The sequence below is a fragment of the Pantoea sp. JK genome (assembly GCF_026130245.1).
Lineage (GTDB): Bacteria > Pseudomonadota > Gammaproteobacteria > Enterobacterales > Enterobacteriaceae > Pantoea > Pantoea trifolii.
In genome coordinates this window covers 239,012-258,583 of record NZ_JAINFN010000009.1, presented here as the reverse complement: position 1 = coordinate 258,583, position 19,572 = coordinate 239,012, and the positions used below count along the sequence as shown (strand labels likewise).

Genomic DNA, 19,572 nt, shown 5'->3' with positions numbered 1-19,572 from the left:
GTTTCGTTAACCCGCTAGCTGCGTGAGCCAGCCGATCAGCGCGTCGCTGCCCGGCTGGCTGAGCGAACGCTGCGGCCAGGCGAGGAAATAGGGTTTGCTGAGCGGCAGGCTAAGTGAATCGACGATGACTAAATCGCCACACGCCAGTTCGTTGGCAATCAAACGCCGCTGACCGAGCAGCAAGCCCGCGCCTGCCACGGCGGCATCAATCGCCAGCGAGGTGAGATTGAAACTGAACGACGGCTGCGGTGGCGGATCGTCAATGCCCTTCGCCTGAAACCAGCTGCGCCAGTCGGGTAAAAAGCGCCCATCGTTGCCCCAGTCAAGGTGGATCAGCGGCGCATGCTGCAACACATCCTGATCGGCAAAACGTTGCAGTAGCGCCGGACTCGCCACCGGCAACACCTCATCCAGGAACAGCAACTGCTTATCCAGCTGCGGATAGCGATCTTCGCCGAAACAGATAACAAAATCGGCAGGCGTGGCGTTGAAATCCACCTGGGTATGCGTGCCGTGCAGTGCTAAATCGATCGCGGGACACTGCTCGCGCCACTGCGCAATACTTGGCAGCAGCCATTTTGAGGCCAGCGCCGGCAGCGAGTAGAGCGTTAAACGCGGTGTTGATGCCGCATGGCGCAGGTTTTGCTGGCCAAGGTGCAGAATGTCGAACGCCTCGGTGACATAACGCAGATACTCTTTACCCATCTCCGTCAGCATCACGCCGCTTTGCGTGCGCACAAACAGCGCGCTGCCTAATTGTTCTTCCAACTGGCGAATTTGCTGGCTCACCGCAGCGGGCGTTAACGCCAGTTGCGCAGCCGCTTTCGCCAGGCTGCCGAGTTCCGCCGCCACTTTGAACGATTGAATAACGCTGATTTTGGGCAAACGCGGTGATGGCGCGGGCATTAAGGTTTCCTTAGCAAGGTGTTAAATTTTTATCGCTACGTATTAACATATCAGCGAGTTACAGTCTTTACACACCTGTAACACATGAGAAGTGAAACTATGTCTGCCTTGATTCGTTTCGATCTGCATCCGCTGGCCGATGCCGACTGGCGTCGCGCCTGCCGTGAGCAACTTAATCAGCACGGCGCGTTAGTTTTGCGTCAGTTCCTGCAGCCCGCCGCGCTGCAAGCCATCATTGCCGAAGGTGAGGCGCAGCGCCATCTGGCGTATCACACCGCCAGCAAACACAACGTTTATCTGATGAAGAAAGATGAGGCTTTCAGCGCCGATCATCCGCGTAATCGCGATGTCATCAGCACCAAAGGCTGCATCACCGATGATGTGATTGCCGCCGATTCACCGCTGCGTCAGCTCTATAACGATGAACTGTTTAAAAGCTTCCTGTGCGATGTGCTGGGTGAAGAGGCGCTCTATCCGTATGCCGATCCGCTGTCGTCGATCAATCTGCACTACGCGCCCGACGGTCAGGAACTGGGCTGGCACTTTGATAACTCGTCGTTCGCCATCACGCTGCTGGTGCAGAAGCCGCGCGCCGGCGCGGTGTTCCAGTACGTGAAGGATCTGCGCGATGCCGATGCCGGCGAGATGAATTTCGACGGCGTGGCAGCGGTGCTGGATCAGCGCCAGCCAGTGGAAGCGCTGGCGATTGATGCCGGGGATTTGGTGCTATTCCGTGGCCGCAATTCGCTGCATCGCGTCACGCCAACCGAAGGCGATATTACGCGCATGCTGGCGGTGCTGGCGTACAACACCGAGCCGGGCATTGCGCTGTCGGAAACCGCCCGCATGACGTTTTACGGACGCTTATAAATCGATTAATGCCCGCCAGCCGCGCACGAAGATTTGCTGAGTGCGAAAGGCCACCAGCGCCCGCCAGTCAGCGTCGGCGGGCCAGAATCCTTCCACCAGTTCCTGCTTAATCGCCTGCCCGCTTTCACTGGCTGGATCGCCTTGCAGATGCAGCCAGTGATCGTCGCGCACGCGGCGATGCATCTCCTCGCCGGGATAAGTACCGCACTCCACCACCAGCGGCAAAATCTGCGAGTTCGGAAGCGAGGTCAGCAGGAATTGCGAGACATAGCCGGTGGCCGTCGCGGTGACGCCGGTTTCGCTGTCGCGTCCCGCGCCGGTGAACAGCAGCGTTAACCATTCGCCGTAAATCGCTTTGCCCCAGTCATGCGCAGCGAAGCGCTGCTCGGCAATCGACAGCAGCATCGGATGTCCCCATGCGCCCGCGCCGGTATGCAAATCGAAACTGATGATGGTTTTGGCCTGCGATAAATGATGGGCGATGATGGTTTCCAGCGTGCGATACGACCAGCTAGGCTGTTGGCCGCCGTAAAAGAAACCGTCCGCCGCGCCATATTGCCCCGCTTCCACCACGCGTTTTACCGCTGGCCAACCGGCGCTGTTCAGCGTTTCCGTTAACAGCTTATCGGCGCTGGCGCGATCGCCATGATAAATGCCATGCCACGCGGCGTAATCCGGATTGGCGGGTGTGGGCTGTGAAAAATCGATGAAGTTGCGATTGAGATCGATGTTGTCTTCATTGACGCGGCGTAAATGCGCTGCGCCCCACGGATTGAGCAGATGCAGCATCACGATGGCGGTGTCAGCGGGCAGCGCCGTGAGGTTGAAGGTATCCAGCCAGGCGATTTGGCAATCGGAGCCGTAATAGCCTTCCACGCCGTGCGTACCGGAGATCACCAGCATCAGCCGGGATGCCTTAGCATCGCCGATCACCGCCACATCGGTGACAAGTTCCTCTCCTTGCGGACCGGGTAACGGATGCGCGTAAGACGTTAATGCGCCGTTTTGTCGTTTAACGGCAGCGAGAAAACGGGCGCGTTGAGTTGGGTAGTGAGGTAAGTTTTGCATGATTTTTTGAATGAGTGTGGGTGCGGTTGGTGAGCGAGGTCGCCATAAATGGCGACCCTACGTGCATATGACTTTTACGGATAGACCTTAAACTTGAAGTACTTCTTCGCCAGTTGATCGTAAGTGCCGTTGCTGTGCAGTTCCGCCAGCGCGGTGTTGATCAACTTCAGATTGGCCGCATCGTCTTTCCGCAATCCAATGCCCACGCCATTGCCCAACACTTCTTTATCCACCAGCGTGGCGCTGATGACGTAGTCTTTGCCTGCTGGCGTGTTAAGGAAACCTTGTTCTGCCGAAACCGCATTTGCCAGGCTGGCGTCGAGACGTCCTGCCACCAAGTCCGGATAGATCTCCATCTGATTGGGGTAAGAAACCACACTCACGCCTTTGGTTGCCCATTGCGCTTTGGCGTAAGTTTCCTGAATGGTGCCCTGCGCGACGCCAATTCTTTTGCCACGCAGCGCGTTAATGTCTCCGGTTAGCGGCGCGTTGGCCGGTGTGAGTAACGCGCTCGGCGTGACATAAAGCATGTCGCTGAAGGCCACCTGCTCGCGACGTTTTTCGGTCATCGACATCGCCGAGAGAATGGCATCAAACTTTCTCGCCTGCAGTGCCGGAATGCTGCCATCAAAACCAATCTGCACCCATTGGCACTTCACTTTCGCCTGGGCACAAATGGCGTTACCCAGATCGATATCAAAGCCCTGCAGCGAACCGTCGCTGGCTTTGGATTCAAACGGCGGGAACGTGGGATCGACGCCGAAACGCAAGGTTTCCTGAGCAAAAGAAGCGTGGCTAAACGCGCTCAGTGAAAGCAGTAAGGCAAAGGACAAACTTTTCTTCATTGTTCTCTCCGGCAGGTAGCTAAATTCACAACGTCATACAGAGTTAATAACATGGTGGACATGATCCCACTACAGAAATTACGGATTTAATGCAGAGTAAATACTTATAATTGTTAGTAGGTTAGCTTTTATTGATGCCCCATTAAGTTTTACTTAATGCTCGCCAGTTGCATGTCATTCTTTTGTCATAACTCGCTCACGCTGATGTCAGAGCCGATTGCATATCCTGATGGCCTACCTTCCCATCAGGAGCATTACGATGAAATTGAACAAACTTACCCTTGCAGCGGGCATGCTGTTGGCTATCGCAGGCGGCGCGGCGCAGGTTCAGGCGCAGCCGGTGAAGAATATTGTGCTGGTGCATGGCGCGTTCGTCGGCGGTGCGGGATGGCGTCCGGTGTATGACCGTTTGACGCATGACGGCTACAACGTGACGCTGGTACAAGAACCGCTGACCGGCTTCCCGGAAGATGTGACGGCGACGCGCCGCATTATCGATCAGCAAAATGGCCCGGTGATTCTGGTCGGCCACAGTTACGGCGGTGCGATCATCACTGAAGCCGGTAACGACGCGAAAGTGGCTGGGCTGGTTTATATCGCAGCGCATGCGCTGGATAACGGCGAAACCGAAGCCAGCAACGGCAAAAAATTCCCCAACAGCGCGCATCCGTTTGCTAAATCCAGCGACGGTTATCTAACCATCGCGCCGGAAAATTACCACAGTGATTTCGCTGCCGATTTACCGGCGGCGCAGGCTGATTTTGAAGCGCACGCGCAGATGCCAACCAACTCAGCCGTGTTCACCGCCAACATTCCTGACCCGGCGTGGAAGACCAAGCCTAGCTGGTACATGGTGGCGAAAGCTGACAAAATCATCAGTCCCGATCTGGAGCGCATGTACGCCAAACGCGCGCACAGCCACACGGTGGAGATTGCCGGAGCCAGCCATTCGGTGTATCAATCGCATCCTGATGACGTCGCGAAGTTGATCGAGCAAGCCGCGTTACACGCCCAGCCCTGAAACCCTATCCCGCGGAGAAGCGCATGAAAATTTTGGTGATTGAAGATGAAGCCAAAGCGCGCGATTACATGCGCAAAGGATTGACCGAAGCGGGATTTATCGTCGATGTGGCGGAAAACGGTCAGGATGGTTTGTTCTATGCGCAGGAGCATCATTACGATTTGATTCTGCTCGACGTAATGATGCCCGGCATGGACGGCTGGCAAGTGATGGCGGCGCTGGATAAGCAGATCCATACGCCAGTGATTTTCCTCACCGCCAAAGGCACGCTGGAGGATCGCATCAAAGGGCTGGAGCTGGGCGCCGATGATTATCTGGTGAAGCCCTTTTCATTCGCCGAGCTGCTGGCGCGCGTGCGTACCCAATTGCGGCGCGGCGGGCAGCAGAAGTTGCCGGATGTGCTGCAACTGGCCGATCTGCAACTGGATATCCTGAAACGTCGCGTTGAGCGCGGCGGCCAGCGTATCGATCTCACCAATAAAGAGTTCAACCTGCTGCACTTGTTCCTACTGCATCCCGGCGAAGTGCTGACGCGCACCCTGATTGCCTCGCGCGTGTGGGACATGAATTTTGACAGCGACACCAACGTGGTGGATGTAGCGGTGAAACGTCTGCGACAGAAAATTGATGGCCCGTTTGCCCAGCCGCTGATTCACACCGTGCACGGCGTGGGATATCGCTGCGAAGCCGAATCATGAAGACCCGTTCGCTCGCCGCGCGCCTGTCGCTGCTGCTCAGCGCCACGGTGTTCGTCATCTTTTCCCTCAGCGGTATTGCGCTTTATCACTCGCTGGCGACACAAATTGGCGTGCGCGATGACGCGGCGCTGCTAACGCGCATCGATCAGATTCGCACGCTGCTGCGCGATGAAGATGCGATTACGCTCATTCAGCAAAAGCCGCGTTTGTTCGCCAACATGCTCGGTAATACCGAATCGCTGTTGGTGCTGCGTTTTCCTGGCCAGCCGCCGCTGATTGTGGTCAATCCCGGCCAGCGCCCGATTCCGACGATTACGCCGGTTGCCGCCGATCAACCGCTGGCGCTGTCCTCGGTACATCATCTCGCCGCCGCAGACGGCACGCCGTTTATCTCGGCAGCCGCGCTGGCGCCAACGCGCGATGGCAACGGCCAGATTGAGATCATCACCGGCCGCCTGATGAGCGACCGCACGCAAACGCTCAACAGTTATCGCGATCAAATCATCCTCGCCACCGCGCTAGCGGCGTTGCTGGTGGCGGCGATCAGCGTCTGGCTGGTGCGGCGCGCTTTAACACCGCTGCGTCGGTTGGCGGCGCAGGCGGATGCCATTGACGTGCGCCATTTGGCGCAGCGCATGCCTGAACAGGCGGCAACGGAACTGCAGCCGCTGGTGGCGGCTTTTAATCAGATGCTGAGCCGCCTTGAAATGGGTTATCACCAGTTGAGCCAGGTTTCTGCCGATATGGCGCACGATCTGCGCACGCCGATTAGCACGCTGATCGGCCAAACCGAAGTGGCGCTGAGTCAGACGCGCAGCGTCGGCGATTATCAGGCGCTGCTCGGCTCCAATTACGAGGAGCTGGACCGGCTGGCGAAGATGATCGACAACATGCTGTTTCTCGCCAAAGCGGAAGATGCCAGCCAGGCAATGGATCTGCAGGACATCGATCTGGCGCAGCTTGGCGAGAAGTTGCAGGACTACTTTGACGGCATGGCAGAAGAGCAGTCGATGCGGCTGGAGATGACGCTGCACGGCGAACTTCGCGCCGATCCGCAACTGCTGCAACGCGCGCTGGCGAATCTGATGGCGAATGCCTTGCGCTATGGCGATCGAGATTCCACCGTACGAGTTTTCAATCAGGGCAACAGTTTGATGGTGGAAAATCAGGGTTCGCCGCTGAGTGCCGAACAGCAGGCGCGCATCTTTGATCGCTTCTGGCGCGCCGACGCGTCACGGCATCAGGGCAGCAGCGGTTTGGGATTATCGATTGTACGCAGCATTATGCGGCTGCATCAGGGACGTTGTGAGGTGCACAGCGAAGATGGCGTGAATCGTTTTACCTTGCGGTTTCCATCGGTTGGGTGCGGCCATTGAAACGGTGCGCATAAATGCGCACCCTACGAAATCGCGACCGCAAATTTTAAATAAAGGTAAAAATCTCTTCACGCGGCAAGCGTGATTTCGGCAATGCAGCGTTGAAATCCGCCTCGCTGCGATAGCCCAGCGACACCAGCACCACGCTGGTAAAGCCCTTCTCGCGCAGGCCCAGCGCCTGATCCAGCGCACGCTGGTCAAAACCTTCCATCGGCGTGGCATCAATGCCCAACATCGCCGCACCCAGCAACAATCCACCTAACGCCAGGTAAACCTGTTTTTCCATCCACTGCGGCACATCGCGCTGCTCGTAACGGTGCATATCCACGTAGCTGCGACGGCTCTTATCCTGCCCCGCTTTGCCTTCTGGTTTGGCGAAACGACCATCTTTCTCTTCCTGCGCCAGCACATTCTGTAAATGCGCTTCATCGAGATCGGTACGCATGCACAGCGCGATAACGTGCGAGGCGTTCAGCACTTTCGGGCTGTTGTAGACAAAGGCGCCCTCGGTGGATTTGGCCATCTGCTCGCGACCGGCGGCGGTGGACGCCACCACAAAATGCCACGGCTGCGAGTTCACCGATGACGGGCTGTTGCGCAGCACGTTTAGCAAGGTGTCGATTTCATCCTGCGGCAGGCTTTTACCGCCCTCAAACGCTTTGACGGTGTGACGACGAGCGACTGCATCATTGAGTGTCATGTGAGATCTCCTGATTTATTTAAAATACTTAAAACCCGCTCAACACAATCTTACCGCGTGCGCGACCGCTCTCGATCAACGCATGCGCCTTGCGCAGATTGGCGGCACTGATGACGCCATGATGTTCACCCGCGGTGGTTTGCAGGGTTTGGTCATCAATCAACTGGCTCACGCGCTGAAGAATCTCATGCTGGCGCTGCATATCGGCGGTATGGAACAACGAGCGGGTAAACATCAATTCCCAGTGCAGCGAAATCGCTTTGCGCTTCAGCGGCACCGCATCCAGCGTCTCGGGATCGTCGATCAACGCCAGCTTGCCCTGTGGCGCAAGGGCATCAATCAGCTGATCGTAATAGCTGTCGGTGTGCGTCAGCGAGGCGACATAGCGCACCTCTTTATGCCCAATTGCCGCCAGCTGTTCGCCCAGCGGTTGAGAATGATCAATCACGTGATGCGCGCCGAGTAAACGCACCCAATCTGCCGTTTCCAGGCGGGATGCGGTACCGATCACCGTCAACCTGGTCAATTTGCTGGCAAGCTGCGTCAGCATGGAGCCAACGCCGCCGCCTGCGCCAATAATCAGTAGCGCGGCGTTGTCATCGGCCTGCACTTCCAGACGATCAAACAGCAGTTCCCACGCGGTGAGTGAGGTCAGCGGCAGCGCGGCGGCATCGGCGTCATTCAGCGAACGCGGTTTGTGCCCGGCGATGCGCTCATCCACCAGACCATATTCGGCATAGCTGCCGGCGCGAGTGATATCACCGGCGTAAAACACCTCGTCGCCCGGCTGGAAAAGCGTGACCTCTGCGCCCACCGCTTCCACCACGCCGACCGCATCCCAACCCAGAATGCGCGGCTTATCGGTTGGCGCACCGGCGCGCACTTTGGTGTCCACCGGATTCACCGCGATGGCGTGAATTTTTACCAGCAGATCACGCGCGCCCGGCGTTGGCTTATCAACCTCCAGCTCAAACAGCGCATTTTCATCGGAAATCGGTAAACCGTTTTGGCTATAAACAATGGCTTTCATCAGGCAGATCCTTATTCATCAGCAGGTTTCGTGAAGTGAATTCAGCATAGCGGGCCGCAGCGCAATGAAAAATGCCAGTTGCAGGTGAACACTTTCACTCTTAGAGTGAAAATCCCTGCCGACTACCACGATGTATAAGAAGATGATCCGACTGGAAGATGTCACCCTGTTTGTGCGTTCCGCCGCACTCGGCAGCTTTTCACGCGCGGCGCGCGAGGTGAATTTGCTGCCCGGACAGGTCAGCGCGGCGATCCAGCGGCTGGAACGGGAACTGGACCGGCGCTTGTTTGCCCGTTCCACCCGCAGCCTGCGCTTAACCGCCGAAGGGGAAAAGTATCTGCCCTATGCGCAGGAGATGCTGGCGCTGATGCATGCCGGTGCCGACAGCTTGCAGAGCGATGAAGATGCGCTGAGCGGCGAGCTTAAAATCGCGCTGCCATCAGACATTGGCCGCAATATTCTCCTGCCGCTGATCACCGATTTTTGCCGCGAGCATCCAGCGCTGGCGGTGCGTCTCTCGTTTTCCGACCAGATCAGCGACGTGTTCCGCGATCCCGTGGATATTGCCATTCGCTACGGCAAGCTGGAAGACAGCAGCTACGTGGCGTTGCCGCTGGCAGAAGACAATCGCCGCGTGATGGTGGCGTCGCCGGATTACCTCGATCGTCACGGGCGCCCACAGATGCTGGAGGAGATCGCGCAGCATCATCATGGCCTGCTGTTTATTATGGGCGGCCACGTTTACGACAAATGGACATTTCCGCAGGATGGCATGCGCCGCCAGATCACGGTGAAAAGCCGCATGCTATGTGATGACGCCGAAGTGGCGCGGCGCTGGGCCATTGCCGGTATGGGCATCGCCTATAAATCGTGGATTGATGTGTGTGACGACGTGCTGGCCGGCAGGCTGGAGCGCGTAATGCCGGAGATGCCGGGAGAAAGCACGCCACTGCACCTTATCTGCCCGCATCGCAAACAGTTTTCCCCGGCGATCCGCGCGCTGCATGAGGTTTTGCGCACGCCGCTGCGCGGGTTAACGGCGAAGCTGTAATGCCAATCAATGCCGTAAATAGCGGGGTTTTGTAGGGGCGCCATTTATGGCGACCTCATCACATCAACTTACCCTGAAAAATCGGTACCGATTCGAACAGATAGCCATCAAAGTCCGGCGCATCGGCATCGGATAACTCCAGCAGCGTGTTCTTGACGTTTTCCAGGTGCTGCCACATCGCCTGCCAGGAACCCATCACATCACGACGTCGTAGCGCCGCCAGAATGGTTTGATGATCGCCCAGCCACTTCAGGCGATAGGCGCGGGTCTCATACTGCGGCCGCAGCTGCTGCCACAGCGGGCTGGCTTCATGGTGGCGCCAGACGCTGGTGACCGTATCGAGCAGCATCTGATTTTGCGTCGCGCCCGCCAGCAGCAAATGAAATAACTTGTCATTATCCTGGCTGCTGTCGTTGAGCGCGATGGCGCGCTGCTCCTGTTCCAGCGTGCGGCGCAGGTTTTCGATATCGGCTTTGGTGGCCATTTTCGCAGCAAAGGCGGCGATATTGCTCTCCAGCAATTGACGCGCCTGCAACATCTCAAACGGGCCGACATCGCTGCGGAAAAACGCCTCTTCCGCATCCTCGCTTTCCGAAGGAATGCGCATCACGTAAACGCCGGAACTTTGACGTATATCCACAGTGCCTTCCAGCTCCAGCATCAGCAACGCTTCACGCACAATGGTGCGGCTCACGCCCCAGGTTTCCGCCAACTGGCGCTCTGGCGGCAGTCGTGAGCCAACCGGGTAATGGCCATCGAGGATTTGCTGACGCAGATGCTGACCAATTTCCTGATACTGCTTTTTCTCTTGTGGCGCTTCGGCTTTTTCCACGCTCTCACCCTTTTGCATCATGGTGCATTCGGCCCGGCCGCGTCCTGTGCGAGCCGGAACCTGACTGCTATCTGGGCGCTAGTGTACCAAAGCCAGCGCCTGATCGAGTACCTTTGCACCATTCAACGTACCGTAAGCCACGGTATCGATCACCGCAATCGGCAGTTGATAGCTGTCGGTCAGCTTTTTATTCTCCTCAAGCTTAAAGCGCACCTGCGGTCCCAGCAGCACCACTACCACGTCCTGACCGTAATTTTGTAACTCTTCACGCAGGTTCTGTTCCGGGATGGCGTAGATCTGATACTCAAGACCGCGTGCAACCGCCTCTTTCTCAATGCGGGTGACTAACATCGAAGTCGACATGCCTGCTGCACAGGCCAAAATAATGCGTTTCATCGGTCGTCCTTATTTGGCTTCATCGTCAATATTGAGGGTCAATTGCTGGGTGTCACGCAACTGACGGAACCAGTGCGCGGATTTCTTCATGCGTCGCTGCCGCTGGTTGTCGAGGTCGATCTCGATCAGTCCGTAACGATTTTTGAAGGCGTTCATTGGCGAAACATTGTCGGTAAACGCCCACAACATGTAGCCCAGACAGTTGCTGCCCGCTTCACGCGCACGCACCGCCTGGTAAAGGTGTTCAGCAATAAAGTTAATGCGGTAGTCGTCCTGGATTTCCCCCTGTGCATCCTTAAATTGCGCTTCGTTTTCGATGCCCATGCCGCTCTCGGCCACAAACCACGGCAGATTGCCATACTCCTCTTTCATGCGCTGCGCCATGTCGAAGACAATGCGCGGTTGAATTTCCCAGCCACGCGAGCTGTTCATGCGGCGGCCCGGCAGCTCAAAATGTTCGTAGTAAAAGGCCGGATGGAACGGCGTCTCCGGATGCCACGCACGAGACGGCGCTTTTACGCGATGCGGATAGTAAAGATTTAGCCCCACTTCATCGACGGTGTTGGCGGCAATGATCGCCAGCTCTTCCTCGGTGACGTCCCACTGCACTTCATGTTTATCCAGCAGCTGCAACAATTCAGCTGGATAAACGCCTTTGATCGCCGGGTCGAGGAATACCCGGTTGTAGAACAGATCGTAGATTTTCGCGGCTTTCACATCGTGCGCCGCCGACGAGCGCGGATAGGTCACCTCAGGATTAAGAATGGTGCCCACCGTGCCAGCATAACCCTGCTGGCGGAACAGTTTCACCACCTTCGCCGTGGCGAGATTTTTATGATGATTCCACTGCATCCACTTATGCGTGTTCTGCTCATACGGCCAGCGCAGCGCATCAAGATAGACGCGCGTCTGCACCACAATCGGCTCATTGAAAACAAACCAGCGCGTCACTTTTCCGGCGTAGCGGGCAAACACTTTTTCGACATAGCGGATAAACAACTCCACCACATGTTTTGATTGCCAGCCGCCGTACTCTTCCAGCAACTGCAGCGGCAGTTCGTAATGTTCGAGGCACAACATCAGTTCAATGCCCTGACGTTGCATCTCATCAATCAACTGGTCGTAATAGGCCGCGTACCCTTCATCAACCACCGCGTTTTCATAGTCGGTGAGAAAACGAGACCAGTTGATTGAGGTGCGATAGTGCGTCAGCCCTGCCGCTTTCATCAGCGCCACGTCTTCGCGGAAGCGGTTGATAAAATCGGTCGCCACCGCCGGTCCATAACCGTTGTGCCAGACATGACGATCCTGCTGGTACCAGGCATCCAGATAGGAATCCTGCCCGGCTTTTTTGCCGCTCCAGCCTTCGGTTTGCCAGGCCGATGCCGCCGCGCCGAGGATAAAGCCCTGCGGCAGCGCAATGGTGTGCTTACTCATCGAATCTCCTTAATTTTGTGCCAGCTCGGCTTGCAGATTTTTTGCTTCCGCCGCTTCGGCGCGACGTGCCGCCACTTTGACAAACGGCAGATAAATCAATACCGAAACCACGATGCAGATAATTTGCGTCACTACCGCGCCCATCGAACCGGCGGTAGAAAGCCACGCGTTGATAATTGGCGGCGTGGTCCAGGGAACCATCACCACCGCTTTACCGGCGAAGCCCATCACCGTGGCGAAATAGCCAATTGAACCGGTGACTAACGGCGTAATAATGAAAGGAATGGCGAGAATAGGATTCAGCATGATCGGCATACCAAAAATTACCGGCTCATTGATGTTGAATAAGCCAGGTCCAAACGACAGCTTGGCGATTTCCCGCATCTCTTTGCGTTTGGTGGCAATCATCACCGCGGTTAACAATCCAATCGTCAGGCCGGAACCGCCGATGCTCATGTACACATCCCAGAACGGCATGGTGATGATGTTCGGCGCTTCCTTGCCCTGCTCGAAGGCGTTCATGTTGACCAGAATCGCCCCCAGCAGCAGCGGCTCACGAATCGGTTTCACCATCTGGTTGCCGTGAATACCAATCACCCAAAAAAGCTGGGCAACAAACATCAGCAACAGAATGCCCCACAAGCTCTGCACCACCGATTCCAGTGGCTGCTGCACCACTTTGTACACCGCGTCGTACAGGTACATGCCGGTGATCTGATGGAAGATAAAGCCAAACGTAGCGACCAGCGAGACGGTGATGATCGACGGGATCAGCGCGGAAAATGACGCAGCAACGTTCGGCGGCACGGTATCCGGCATTTTGATTTTTAGCCGTTCAACCTGCTCCAGCCGGCAGTAAATCTCTACCGACAGAATGGCGATAAACATGCCGAGGAACAGACTTTTGGTATCGGAGAACTGTTTCGCCAGCACATCGGTGACCACATGCATCTGGCCATCCACCAGCATTTGCAGCGTGGTGGGCGTCACCGAGATGAAGCAGATGATCGCCAACAGGCCGGGAAACAACGTTTTGATACCGTTGATGCGGCCCAGTTCGATACCAATCAGAAACACCGCGCCAATATTCAGAAAACTCAGCGTGGCGTAGTTAATGCTGCTGGTGATCGGTTTTAAATCGGCGAGAAACGACAGCGCAGAGAAACTGGCGAGTCCATTTTTCGGGTCCAGCACCATGTTGGAAATCAGCACCGAAAACGCGCCGACAATGATCACCGGCATCAGCGTGATGAACGAGGCTTTTATCGCCATGATGTAGCGGTAGCTATTGAATCGCGTGGCAAAGCTACCCAGCGAATCGATAAGACGTTCCTGTAGAGACATTGGTCAACCCTCAGCGGTTTTAGGTGTTATGCATCAGCTTGATAGTTCGTGGCATACCAAAATGGCGATATTCGCGCTTAATTTCTGTGATCATGCTCGCGGAACTCCTTTTTGGTATTCCGGTAGCATCGTTACCACCATTTTGGCATACCAATAAGTGAGGCGAATATGGATTTTGAACAAACGATGATGGAGTTGCTGATTAATGCCGGTGAGGCAAGATCGCAAGCCATGATGGCGATTCAGCAGGCGCGCAAAGCTGACTGGCAAGGTGCCGATGAGGCGTTGGCGGCGTCAGATGAGGCCGCCAAAGCGGCGCATAAAATCCAGACCGCATTGATTGGCGCCGATGAAGGCTGCGGCAAAGTGCCGGTCACGCTGATTTTAGTGCATGCGCAGGATCATCTGATGACGGCGATGCTGTGCCGCGACCTGGCGGGCGAGTTGGTGCTGTTACGGAAGGAGTTGCACGGGAATTAATCGTGCAGCAGAGATAAATCGCTAAACCATTCTGGAAGAATCCAGTTTCAGGCGATATAACGTGAGTTCCCTTCCGCCATCGTAGAGGAACCTATGGCGCTGTCACATGAACTGATTCTGATCTACACCACCTATTTCGTCGCCACCGCCAGTCCTGGCCCGAGCAACATGGCGATTATGGGTACGGCGATGAAACAGGGACGCGGCGCGGCGCTGGCATTAGCCAGCGGCGTGATTGGCGGTTCGATGATGTGGGCGCTGCTGGCGGCCTGCGGCGTGCTCACCGTGCTGGCCACTTTCGCGCAACTGCTGATTGTGCTGAAGATTGGCGGCGGATTGTATCTGTTGTGGCTGGCGTTTAAGGCGGGAAAATCGGCATTGCGTAAGCCAGATGCCAGCGAATTTGCGCCGGGCAGTGAAAAAGCGCACTTCGGCAAAATGTTTCGTCAGGGCATGTTGATGCACGTCGGCAATCCTAAAGCGATTTTGACGTGGGTGGCGATTATGTCGGTGGCGTTAAAACCGGGTGCAGCGGCATCAACCTTGCCGATGATTATTGCAGGCTGCGCGGCGATTTGCGTGCTGGTGTTTGGCGGTTATGCGGTGTTGTTTTCCACTGCGGTGATGGCGACATTTTATCGCCGCATCCGTCGTGGGCTGGATGCGCTGCTGGCTTGTTGCTTTACAGTTGCCGGGTTGAAGTTGGTGTTTAGCCGGAGTTGATGTGGAGAGGTCGCCATGAATGGCGACCCTACGAAACCTTGCTGGTGCGCATATTTACGCACCCAAACATCACGAATTATTCGGCGGGGTGGCGTCGGTTTCGCTGAACGCGGGCTTCTGGCGCGTCACAGAATAGACCACGTTTTTCGGGCTGTTGGGATCGGTGGTGACATCCACAGAGGCGATGGTCACTTTGCCAAAACCAAACAGCGTCTGCACGTAACCACCAATTTGGTGTTTACCTGGCGAAACGCGAATTTCTCTCTTCTCACCCTTCTTCAGCAGGCCCGCATCCTGACCATCTACCGTCACATAAATAGTAGAACCGTCATCGGTACGCGTCACCACATGCGAAATGTTGATTACCGTTGGGCCGGTTTCGAACGGTGAAGGCGAATCGTTGCTGTCGATTGGCGCGCCGGTTGCAGGCTGAGCGGCGGACGCATCCGCAGTCGCAGTGCTGTCATGTGATGTACCTGTTACGGCGGCAAGGCGGGCGCAGCCGGTAAGCATGATTGTTGCCATCAAAGTGGCTAATGTGAAGCGCGATAACATCGTGACGAAAAACCCCTGCTAAATGAGAAGCGTTCATTTTAACGCGCCTTGCAGAGTGATGACAGTCACACAAATACAGTATTTTCCGAAAACCGGCTAAGAAGTGTCTTAGTGGCAAGCGAGCCGCACGGAATGCGAAAGAAATGGCGGCCAGAGAGGCCGCCAGTGGGAATTACCAGCTGTAGCTGACGGACGCTACGATGGTGCGACCGCTGCCGTAGAAGCAGGCGCTTTCGTTACTGCATGACGCTACGTAATGCTTATCCGCGATATTGTTGACGTTCAGTTGCAGCGTGGTGCCGCGCAGCGAATTCGCCGCTTCGCCCAGCTCATATTTGGCCATCGCATCATACAAGGTGTAATGCGGGACTTTGTCGACGCCAATTTCGTCCGCTGGTGCGGTGCCGGTGTAACGCACGCCGCTGCCCAGCGTAAAGCCGCTCAGCACGCCATCGAGGAAGGTGTAGCTGCCCCACGCCGACGCCGCATGACGCGGAATGCTCGATGGTGAATGACCGATACGCTCCGTAATGCTGCTCTCTTTGGTCACCGCATCAGTGTAGGTATAGGCCGCTAACAGTTTGATCTCCGGCGTAATCTGCGCATGCGCTTCGGTTTCGATACCCTTCGAACGCACTTTACCAATCTGTTCGTTGTAGCCGGTCACGCTGTTATACGCCGTGATGTTTTTTTGCGTGATATCAAATGCCGACACGGTGAACACCGCATCCCAACCGACCGGCTGATACTTCACGCCCACTTCGGTCTGTTCGCCGGTAGTCGGTTTGAACGGATCGGTGCCTGGCGCGCCGCTGTTGAGGTTGGGTTCGAACGAGGTGCTGTAGCTGACGTACGGTGAAATGCCGTTATCGAACGCATACAGCAGACCTGCACGGCCAGTGAACTTGTTGTCATTCTGCTGGGTTTGGCTGTTGTCGGTGCGATCCTGGGTGCGCACTTCGCTCCAGTCGTGACGTCCGGAGAGCAGCAGGTTCCACTGATTCCACTCCAGCTGATCCTGCAGATAAACGCCCACTTGATCGAGCTTTTTACGCGTGCTGGTGGTCAACGTCAAATCGCTCTCGTTGATGCTGATACGCGTTGGATTGGCCCAGTCGAGAATGTATTGATCGCCACTGTCGCGCCACAGTTTGTTATCCACGTCGCTCCATTTGTAATCCAGCCCGCCGAGCACAGTGTGCGCGATGTTGCCGGTTTCAAAAGTGGCTTTCAGCTGGTTATCAAGGCCCAACTCTTTCGACTTGATCTTGTCATGCTGCGGACGACGGTTGATTGAGTGATCGTTATCCGCATCAAAGGTGTACACCAGATATTTGTACGATTCGTCCATGTTGCTGTAGCGCAGATTCTGCGTGAAGCTCAGGTTGTCGTTGAGATTGTGCTCGAAGATATAGCCAATCGAGGTCTGTTCGCGCTTGGCTTCATTGAAGCTCGGATCGCTGACGTTGAAATCGTAAGGAATGTAACCCGCGCTGCTCTCTTTCAACGTACCGCTGGCCGGCAGGAAGTTACGATAACCCGCTTTCGGCTCGTTCTGGTACATGGTCAGCAGCGTAAAGCTGGTATCCGCGTTCGGAAGCCAGGTCATCGCTGGCGCAATCGCCATGCGCTGCTGTTTGTTGTCCTTCACGAACTCATGTTTGGTGCTGGCGATACCGTTCAGGCGGTAGAACAGCGTGTTGTCATCATTCAGCTTGCCGCCGAAATCAAACGCCGCTTCACCCAAATGCTGGTTGCCGGTGCTGAGCTGTACTTTGTGAATGCTCTGCGCGGTTGGGCGCTTGCTAGTCATCGCCACAATGCCGCCTGGATTCACCTGGCCATACAGCACAGATGCTGGGCCGTGGATCATCTCTACGCGCTCCAGCAACCAGGGATCGATCTGCCCCGCTGCGCCCGCCTGGCCGGATAAACCGTAGCTCAGGCCATCGAGGAATTTAGGCGCATAGCGGAAACCGCGCGCGATGATCTCATCGTTTCGGTTGGAGTTACCGCGATAGTTGGTCAGCACGCCGCTGCTGTAGCTCAACGCATCTGCAACAGAGGCCGCGGCTTGATCGTCCATCTGCTCGCGGGTAATCACCGAAATGGATTGCGGGGTTTTGCGCAGCGGCGTGGACGTTTTGGTGCCCGCCGCGCTCTCTTTCGCCACATAACCTTGCAGCGGCGAGGTCACGCTTTCACGCGTGTCGGCGTTTACGGTAAGGGTCTCTTCGGCGGCCACGCTGAAGGCAGCCGGTGCCACCAACAGAATTGAGGCCAGAGAAAGGTACAGAGGATTAAGTCTGAATTGACGTGCCACAGCAGGTATTGCTGAATTTCTTGCTTTAACGGACATAGTTGCCATCTCTATTTCAAACTGCCTTGTAGATGAAATAATCCGTTCAGTCGCCCTCGCCCAACGACAATGGCTGTAACGGATTGAAATATTACTCGCTTGCGTTATTTACGGCCCTAATCTCCCTGCGTGACGTCCTTCACAAAATAATCCACTGATAATCCGAAGGTTTCTTAGGCGCGAAAAATCATATTGCAAATGTAAATCGTTATCAATAGCATTTGCATTAGCTTTGGTTAAGTAAAGACAGTGAACAAAATGTGGAGATGGGTTGCAGGATGTTTCTGATAAGCGCAGAAAAAACGACACAGACGTGGTTGCCCGCCGGGACAGTTGCGCAATGGTTGCAGCAGGCGGATTTGGGTAGCGAAGGCTGGTGGCAGCGGCTTTATGCGGTCGGTACGCCGCTGGTTGAGCGTGACGAAAATGGCCAAACGACCATGCACTTCTTCTGGCGCGATCCTGAAGGACATTCCGCACTTTCTTCCACTGAACGGGTTTACGTCGATATTAACGGCGTCACCGATCACCACAGCAAAGCGCCAGAAAGTCTGGTGCGCGTGGATGACAGCAACGTCTGGCATTGGTCGTCCGCCATTGAGTCCGACTGGCGCGGCAGTTACAGCCTGATTCCCGCCACCGCACAGCAGTTGCCGCCGCTGTTTTGTGGCGACGATGCCGCCTGTCGCGCGCTACAGCGCAAGTGGTGGATCTCGCTGATGCCGCTGGCGATCCCCGACAAATTCAATCCCACGCCGCCATTTCTCAGCAGCCGCCGTTTTGCCTTAAGCAATGCGCACATGCCGGATTCGCCGGATCAATCCGCCTGGCGCGCGCTGGATGCCGGCATGGCGGAAACCTGGCCAGATACGCTGCAAACCCTGCAGTGGCACAGCACGTTGCTCAACGTCATGCGTAACGTCTGGCTCTACAGCACCGGCACAACAACTCAGCCCGAACAGCGTCCGCTGGCGATCCTACTCGACGGACAAAACTGGGTGTACGGCCAACCGATTTTCAGCGCGCTGGATCAGGTCACCGCCGATGGCGAACTTCCGCCCGCCTGCTGGCTGTTTATCGATGTCATCGATAGCCAGCATCGCGAAGCCGAATTGCCGTGCAATGAAACCTTCTGGCAGGCGGTGCAGCAGGAACTGTTACCGCTGGCACGCCAGCACGCAGCGTTCAGCGGCGACGCCGACCGCACGCTGGTAGCCGGACAAAGCTATGGCGGACTTGCCGCGTTGTATGCGGGTTTGCACTGGCCGCAGCGTTTTGGCCGCATTCTCACGCAATCCGGCTCCTTCTGGTGGCCGCATCTGCAATACATCCGCGACTACGCCAACCGCGAGCAGCACGCGCCGGGTTTGATACTGGAACGGCTGCAACAGGGCGATTTACCGCCGGGCAAGCTGAAGATTTTCCAGGAAGTGGGCGATCGCGAGGCAGACATGGTGTACGTCAACCAGCAGATCGTCCCGGCGCTGCAAGCCGCAGGCCATGAATTACATTTTCGCCGCTTCGCCGGAGGGCACGATGCGTTGTGCTGGCGCGGCGGTCTGATCGACGGCTGCCGCTGGCTGCTGGCCGATTTTCTCCCTACAACCTCACCTTCTGAAGGTAATAACCATGTCTGAACAACAGAATCCGTTTGATAACGACACGCTCGATTTTCTGGTGCTGCTCAACGCGCGTCAGCAATACAGCCTGTGGCCGGCTTTTGCTCCGGTTCCGGCAGGCTGGCACAACGTGGCGGGACCGCTGACGCGCAGCGCCGCCATTGAGTTTATCGAAGCAAACTGGCACGACATGCGGCCAGCGACGCAACAGACGTCGTCTACCGCGCATTAATTTTTTAACTTTCTCTTTTTTTAATCGTTT

Annotated in this window: 20 protein-coding genes; 9 read left to right on the top strand and 11 right to left on the bottom strand. The window is 56.2% G+C overall.

All coding sequences use genetic code 11. From position 1 onward, the window contains the following. Positions 1 to 6 precede the first annotated feature (6 nt). Positions 7 to 906, bottom strand: a complete 900-nt coding sequence (locus PanJK_RS19375; protein ID WP_265302159.1) for a LysR substrate-binding domain-containing protein — start codon at positions 904 to 906, stop codon at positions 7 to 9. A 99-nt stretch (positions 907 to 1,005) separates the two neighbouring features. Between PanJK_RS19375 and PanJK_RS19370 the strand changes: the two genes are divergently transcribed. After that, positions 1,006 to 1,776 (top strand): 2OG-Fe(II) oxygenase, encoded by a 771-nt coding sequence (locus PanJK_RS19370; protein ID WP_265302157.1) that lies wholly within the window; start codon positions 1,006 to 1,008, stop codon positions 1,774 to 1,776. On the opposite strand, the gene PanJK_RS19365 is transcribed toward PanJK_RS19370, so the two are convergent. After that, positions 1,771 to 2,844, bottom strand: coding sequence for a M14 family metallopeptidase (locus PanJK_RS19365; RefSeq protein WP_265302155.1), 1,074 nt, complete (start codon positions 2,842 to 2,844; stop codon positions 1,771 to 1,773). The two genes, PanJK_RS19370 and PanJK_RS19365, sit on opposite strands and share 6 nt — an antisense overlap. Before the next feature lie 74 nt (positions 2,845 to 2,918). Then, the gene (locus PanJK_RS19360; RefSeq protein WP_256698540.1) at positions 2,919 to 3,689 is read right to left on the bottom strand and encodes a transporter substrate-binding domain-containing protein; all 771 of its coding nucleotides are present in this window, start codon (positions 3,687 to 3,689) and stop codon (positions 2,919 to 2,921) included. A gap of 259 nt (positions 3,690 to 3,948) precedes the next feature. On the opposite strand from PanJK_RS19360, the gene PanJK_RS19355 reads away from it, so the two are divergent. The 3 genes from PanJK_RS19355 to PanJK_RS19345 are packed head-to-tail and all read left to right on the top strand — an operon-like array spanning position 3,949 to position 6,784. Continuing rightward, the gene (locus PanJK_RS19355; protein ID WP_265302152.1) at positions 3,949 to 4,710 is read left to right on the top strand and encodes an alpha/beta hydrolase; all 762 of its coding nucleotides are present in this window, start codon (positions 3,949 to 3,951) and stop codon (positions 4,708 to 4,710) included. A gap of 23 nt (positions 4,711 to 4,733) precedes the next feature. Continuing rightward, positions 4,734 to 5,408: a heavy metal response regulator transcription factor gene (locus PanJK_RS19350; protein WP_265302150.1), complete on the top strand. Its 675-nt coding sequence runs from the start codon at positions 4,734 to 4,736 to the stop codon at positions 5,406 to 5,408. Beyond that, entirely contained in the window at positions 5,405 to 6,784 is a 1,380-nt protein-coding gene (locus PanJK_RS19345; protein ID WP_265302148.1) for a heavy metal sensor histidine kinase, read from the top strand. Before PanJK_RS19350 ends, PanJK_RS19345 begins: the two co-directional genes overlap by 4 nt. Before the next feature lie 46 nt (positions 6,785 to 6,830). Here PanJK_RS19345 and nfsB read toward each other — a convergent pair whose 3' ends face one another. After that, positions 6,831 to 7,484, bottom strand: coding sequence for an oxygen-insensitive NAD(P)H nitroreductase (nfsB, locus tag PanJK_RS19340; protein ID WP_256698536.1), 654 nt, complete (start codon positions 7,482 to 7,484; stop codon positions 6,831 to 6,833). Positions 7,485 to 7,512: 28 nt separating this feature from the next. After that, the gene (locus tag PanJK_RS19335; RefSeq protein WP_265302146.1) at positions 7,513 to 8,514 is read right to left on the bottom strand and encodes a zinc-binding alcohol dehydrogenase family protein; all 1,002 of its coding nucleotides are present in this window, start codon (positions 8,512 to 8,514) and stop codon (positions 7,513 to 7,515) included. A 142-nt stretch (positions 8,515 to 8,656) separates the two neighbouring features. Here PanJK_RS19335 and PanJK_RS19330 point away from each other — a divergent pair, with 142 nt between their 5' ends. Beyond that, positions 8,657 to 9,565 (top strand): LysR family transcriptional regulator, encoded by a 909-nt coding sequence (locus PanJK_RS19330; protein ID WP_265302144.1) that lies wholly within the window; start codon positions 8,657 to 8,659, stop codon positions 9,563 to 9,565. A 58-nt stretch (positions 9,566 to 9,623) separates the two neighbouring features. Here PanJK_RS19330 and PanJK_RS19325 read toward each other — a convergent pair whose 3' ends face one another. The 4 genes from PanJK_RS19325 to PanJK_RS19310 all read right to left on the bottom strand — a co-directional run bounded on the left by PanJK_RS19325 (position 9,624) and on the right by PanJK_RS19310 (position 13,574). After that, a complete protein-coding gene (locus PanJK_RS19325) occupies positions 9,624 to 10,397 on the bottom strand; it encodes an FCD domain-containing protein (RefSeq protein WP_036650080.1) in 774 nt (257 codons plus the stop codon). 78 nt (positions 10,398 to 10,475) lie between these two features. Further along, positions 10,476 to 10,793: a PTS sugar transporter subunit IIB gene (locus PanJK_RS19320; RefSeq protein WP_008110135.1), complete on the bottom strand. Its 318-nt coding sequence runs from the start codon at positions 10,791 to 10,793 to the stop codon at positions 10,476 to 10,478. A 9-nt stretch (positions 10,794 to 10,802) separates the two neighbouring features. Then, positions 10,803 to 12,230, bottom strand: coding sequence for a glycoside hydrolase family 1 protein (locus PanJK_RS19315; RefSeq protein WP_265302140.1), 1,428 nt, complete (start codon positions 12,228 to 12,230; stop codon positions 10,803 to 10,805). 9 nt (positions 12,231 to 12,239) lie between these two features. After that, positions 12,240 to 13,574, bottom strand: coding sequence for a PTS sugar transporter subunit IIC (locus PanJK_RS19310; protein ID WP_256698526.1), 1,335 nt, complete (start codon positions 13,572 to 13,574; stop codon positions 12,240 to 12,242). 168 nt (positions 13,575 to 13,742) lie between these two features. On the opposite strand from PanJK_RS19310, the gene PanJK_RS19305 reads away from it, so the two are divergent. Both PanJK_RS19305 and PanJK_RS19300 read left to right on the top strand, forming a co-directional pair. Next, positions 13,743 to 14,054, top strand: a complete 312-nt coding sequence (locus PanJK_RS19305; protein ID WP_256698525.1) for a PTS lactose/cellobiose transporter subunit IIA — start codon at positions 13,743 to 13,745, stop codon at positions 14,052 to 14,054. 93 nt (positions 14,055 to 14,147) lie between these two features. Continuing rightward, positions 14,148 to 14,777, top strand: a complete 630-nt coding sequence (locus PanJK_RS19300; protein ID WP_256698524.1) for a LysE family translocator — start codon at positions 14,148 to 14,150, stop codon at positions 14,775 to 14,777. A gap of 69 nt (positions 14,778 to 14,846) precedes the next feature. Here PanJK_RS19300 and PanJK_RS19295 read toward each other — a convergent pair whose 3' ends face one another. Further along, positions 14,847 to 15,332: a hypothetical protein gene (locus PanJK_RS19295; RefSeq protein WP_265302137.1), complete on the bottom strand. Its 486-nt coding sequence runs from the start codon at positions 15,330 to 15,332 to the stop codon at positions 14,847 to 14,849. A 172-nt stretch (positions 15,333 to 15,504) separates the two neighbouring features. Continuing rightward, the gene (locus tag PanJK_RS19290) at positions 15,505 to 17,691 is read right to left on the bottom strand and encodes a TonB-dependent siderophore receptor (protein ID WP_265302135.1); all 2,187 of its coding nucleotides are present in this window, start codon (positions 17,689 to 17,691) and stop codon (positions 15,505 to 15,507) included. Between the two features lie 278 nt (positions 17,692 to 17,969). Between PanJK_RS19290 and fes the strand changes: the two genes are divergently transcribed. Then, positions 17,970 to 19,328, top strand: a complete 1,359-nt coding sequence (fes, locus tag PanJK_RS19285; RefSeq protein ID WP_265302133.1) for an enterochelin esterase — start codon at positions 17,970 to 17,972, stop codon at positions 19,326 to 19,328. Next, complete coding sequence (locus PanJK_RS19280; protein ID WP_256698520.1) at positions 19,321 to 19,542, top strand: MbtH family protein; 222 nt, start codon at positions 19,321 to 19,323, stop codon at positions 19,540 to 19,542. The genes fes and PanJK_RS19280 overlap by 8 nt, the downstream gene beginning before the upstream one ends. Positions 19,543 to 19,572: the final 30 nt, after the last annotated feature.

Bases quoted from the DNA above. Each gene is read 5' to 3' on its own strand.
- PanJK_RS19360 (WP_256698540.1), bottom strand. From the start codon at position 3,689: ATGAAGAAAAGTTTGTCCTTTGCCTTACTGCTTTCACTGAGCGCGTTT.
- PanJK_RS19320 (WP_008110135.1), bottom strand. From the start codon at position 10,793: ATGAAACGCATTATTTTGGCCTGTGCAGCAGGCATGTCGACTTCGATG.
- PanJK_RS19355 (WP_265302152.1), top strand. From the start codon at position 3,949: ATGAAATTGAACAAACTTACCCTTGCAGCGGGCATGCTGTTGGCTATC.
- PanJK_RS19375 (WP_265302159.1), bottom strand. From the start codon at position 906: ATGCCCGCGCCATCACCGCGTTTGCCCAAAATCAGCGTTATTCAATCG.
- PanJK_RS19280 (WP_256698520.1), top strand. From the start codon at position 19,321: ATGTCTGAACAACAGAATCCGTTTGATAACGACACGCTCGATTTTCTG.
- nfsB (WP_256698536.1), bottom strand. From the start codon at position 7,484: ATGACACTCAATGATGCAGTCGCTCGTCGTCACACCGTCAAAGCGTTT.
- fes (WP_265302133.1), top strand. From the start codon at position 17,970: ATGTTTCTGATAAGCGCAGAAAAAACGACACAGACGTGGTTGCCCGCC.
- PanJK_RS19350 (WP_265302150.1), top strand. From the start codon at position 4,734: ATGAAAATTTTGGTGATTGAAGATGAAGCCAAAGCGCGCGATTACATG.
- PanJK_RS19310 (WP_256698526.1), bottom strand. From the start codon at position 13,574: ATGTCTCTACAGGAACGTCTTATCGATTCGCTGGGTAGCTTTGCCACG.
- PanJK_RS19330 (WP_265302144.1), top strand. From the start codon at position 8,657: ATGATCCGACTGGAAGATGTCACCCTGTTTGTGCGTTCCGCCGCACTC.
- PanJK_RS19300 (WP_256698524.1), top strand. From the start codon at position 14,148: ATGGCGCTGTCACATGAACTGATTCTGATCTACACCACCTATTTCGTC.
- PanJK_RS19295 (WP_265302137.1), bottom strand. From the start codon at position 15,332: ATGTTATCGCGCTTCACATTAGCCACTTTGATGGCAACAATCATGCTT.
- PanJK_RS19305 (WP_256698525.1), top strand. From the start codon at position 13,743: ATGGATTTTGAACAAACGATGATGGAGTTGCTGATTAATGCCGGTGAG.
- PanJK_RS19315 (WP_265302140.1), bottom strand. From the start codon at position 12,230: ATGAGTAAGCACACCATTGCGCTGCCGCAGGGCTTTATCCTCGGCGCG.
- PanJK_RS19370 (WP_265302157.1), top strand. From the start codon at position 1,006: ATGTCTGCCTTGATTCGTTTCGATCTGCATCCGCTGGCCGATGCCGAC.
- PanJK_RS19290 (WP_265302135.1), bottom strand. From the start codon at position 17,691: ATGTCCGTTAAAGCAAGAAATTCAGCAATACCTGCTGTGGCACGTCAA.
- PanJK_RS19335 (WP_265302146.1), bottom strand. From the start codon at position 8,514: ATGAAAGCCATTGTTTATAGCCAAAACGGTTTACCGATTTCCGATGAA.
- PanJK_RS19365 (WP_265302155.1), bottom strand. From the start codon at position 2,844: ATGCAAAACTTACCTCACTACCCAACTCAACGCGCCCGTTTTCTCGCT.
- PanJK_RS19345 (WP_265302148.1), top strand. From the start codon at position 5,405: ATGAAGACCCGTTCGCTCGCCGCGCGCCTGTCGCTGCTGCTCAGCGCC.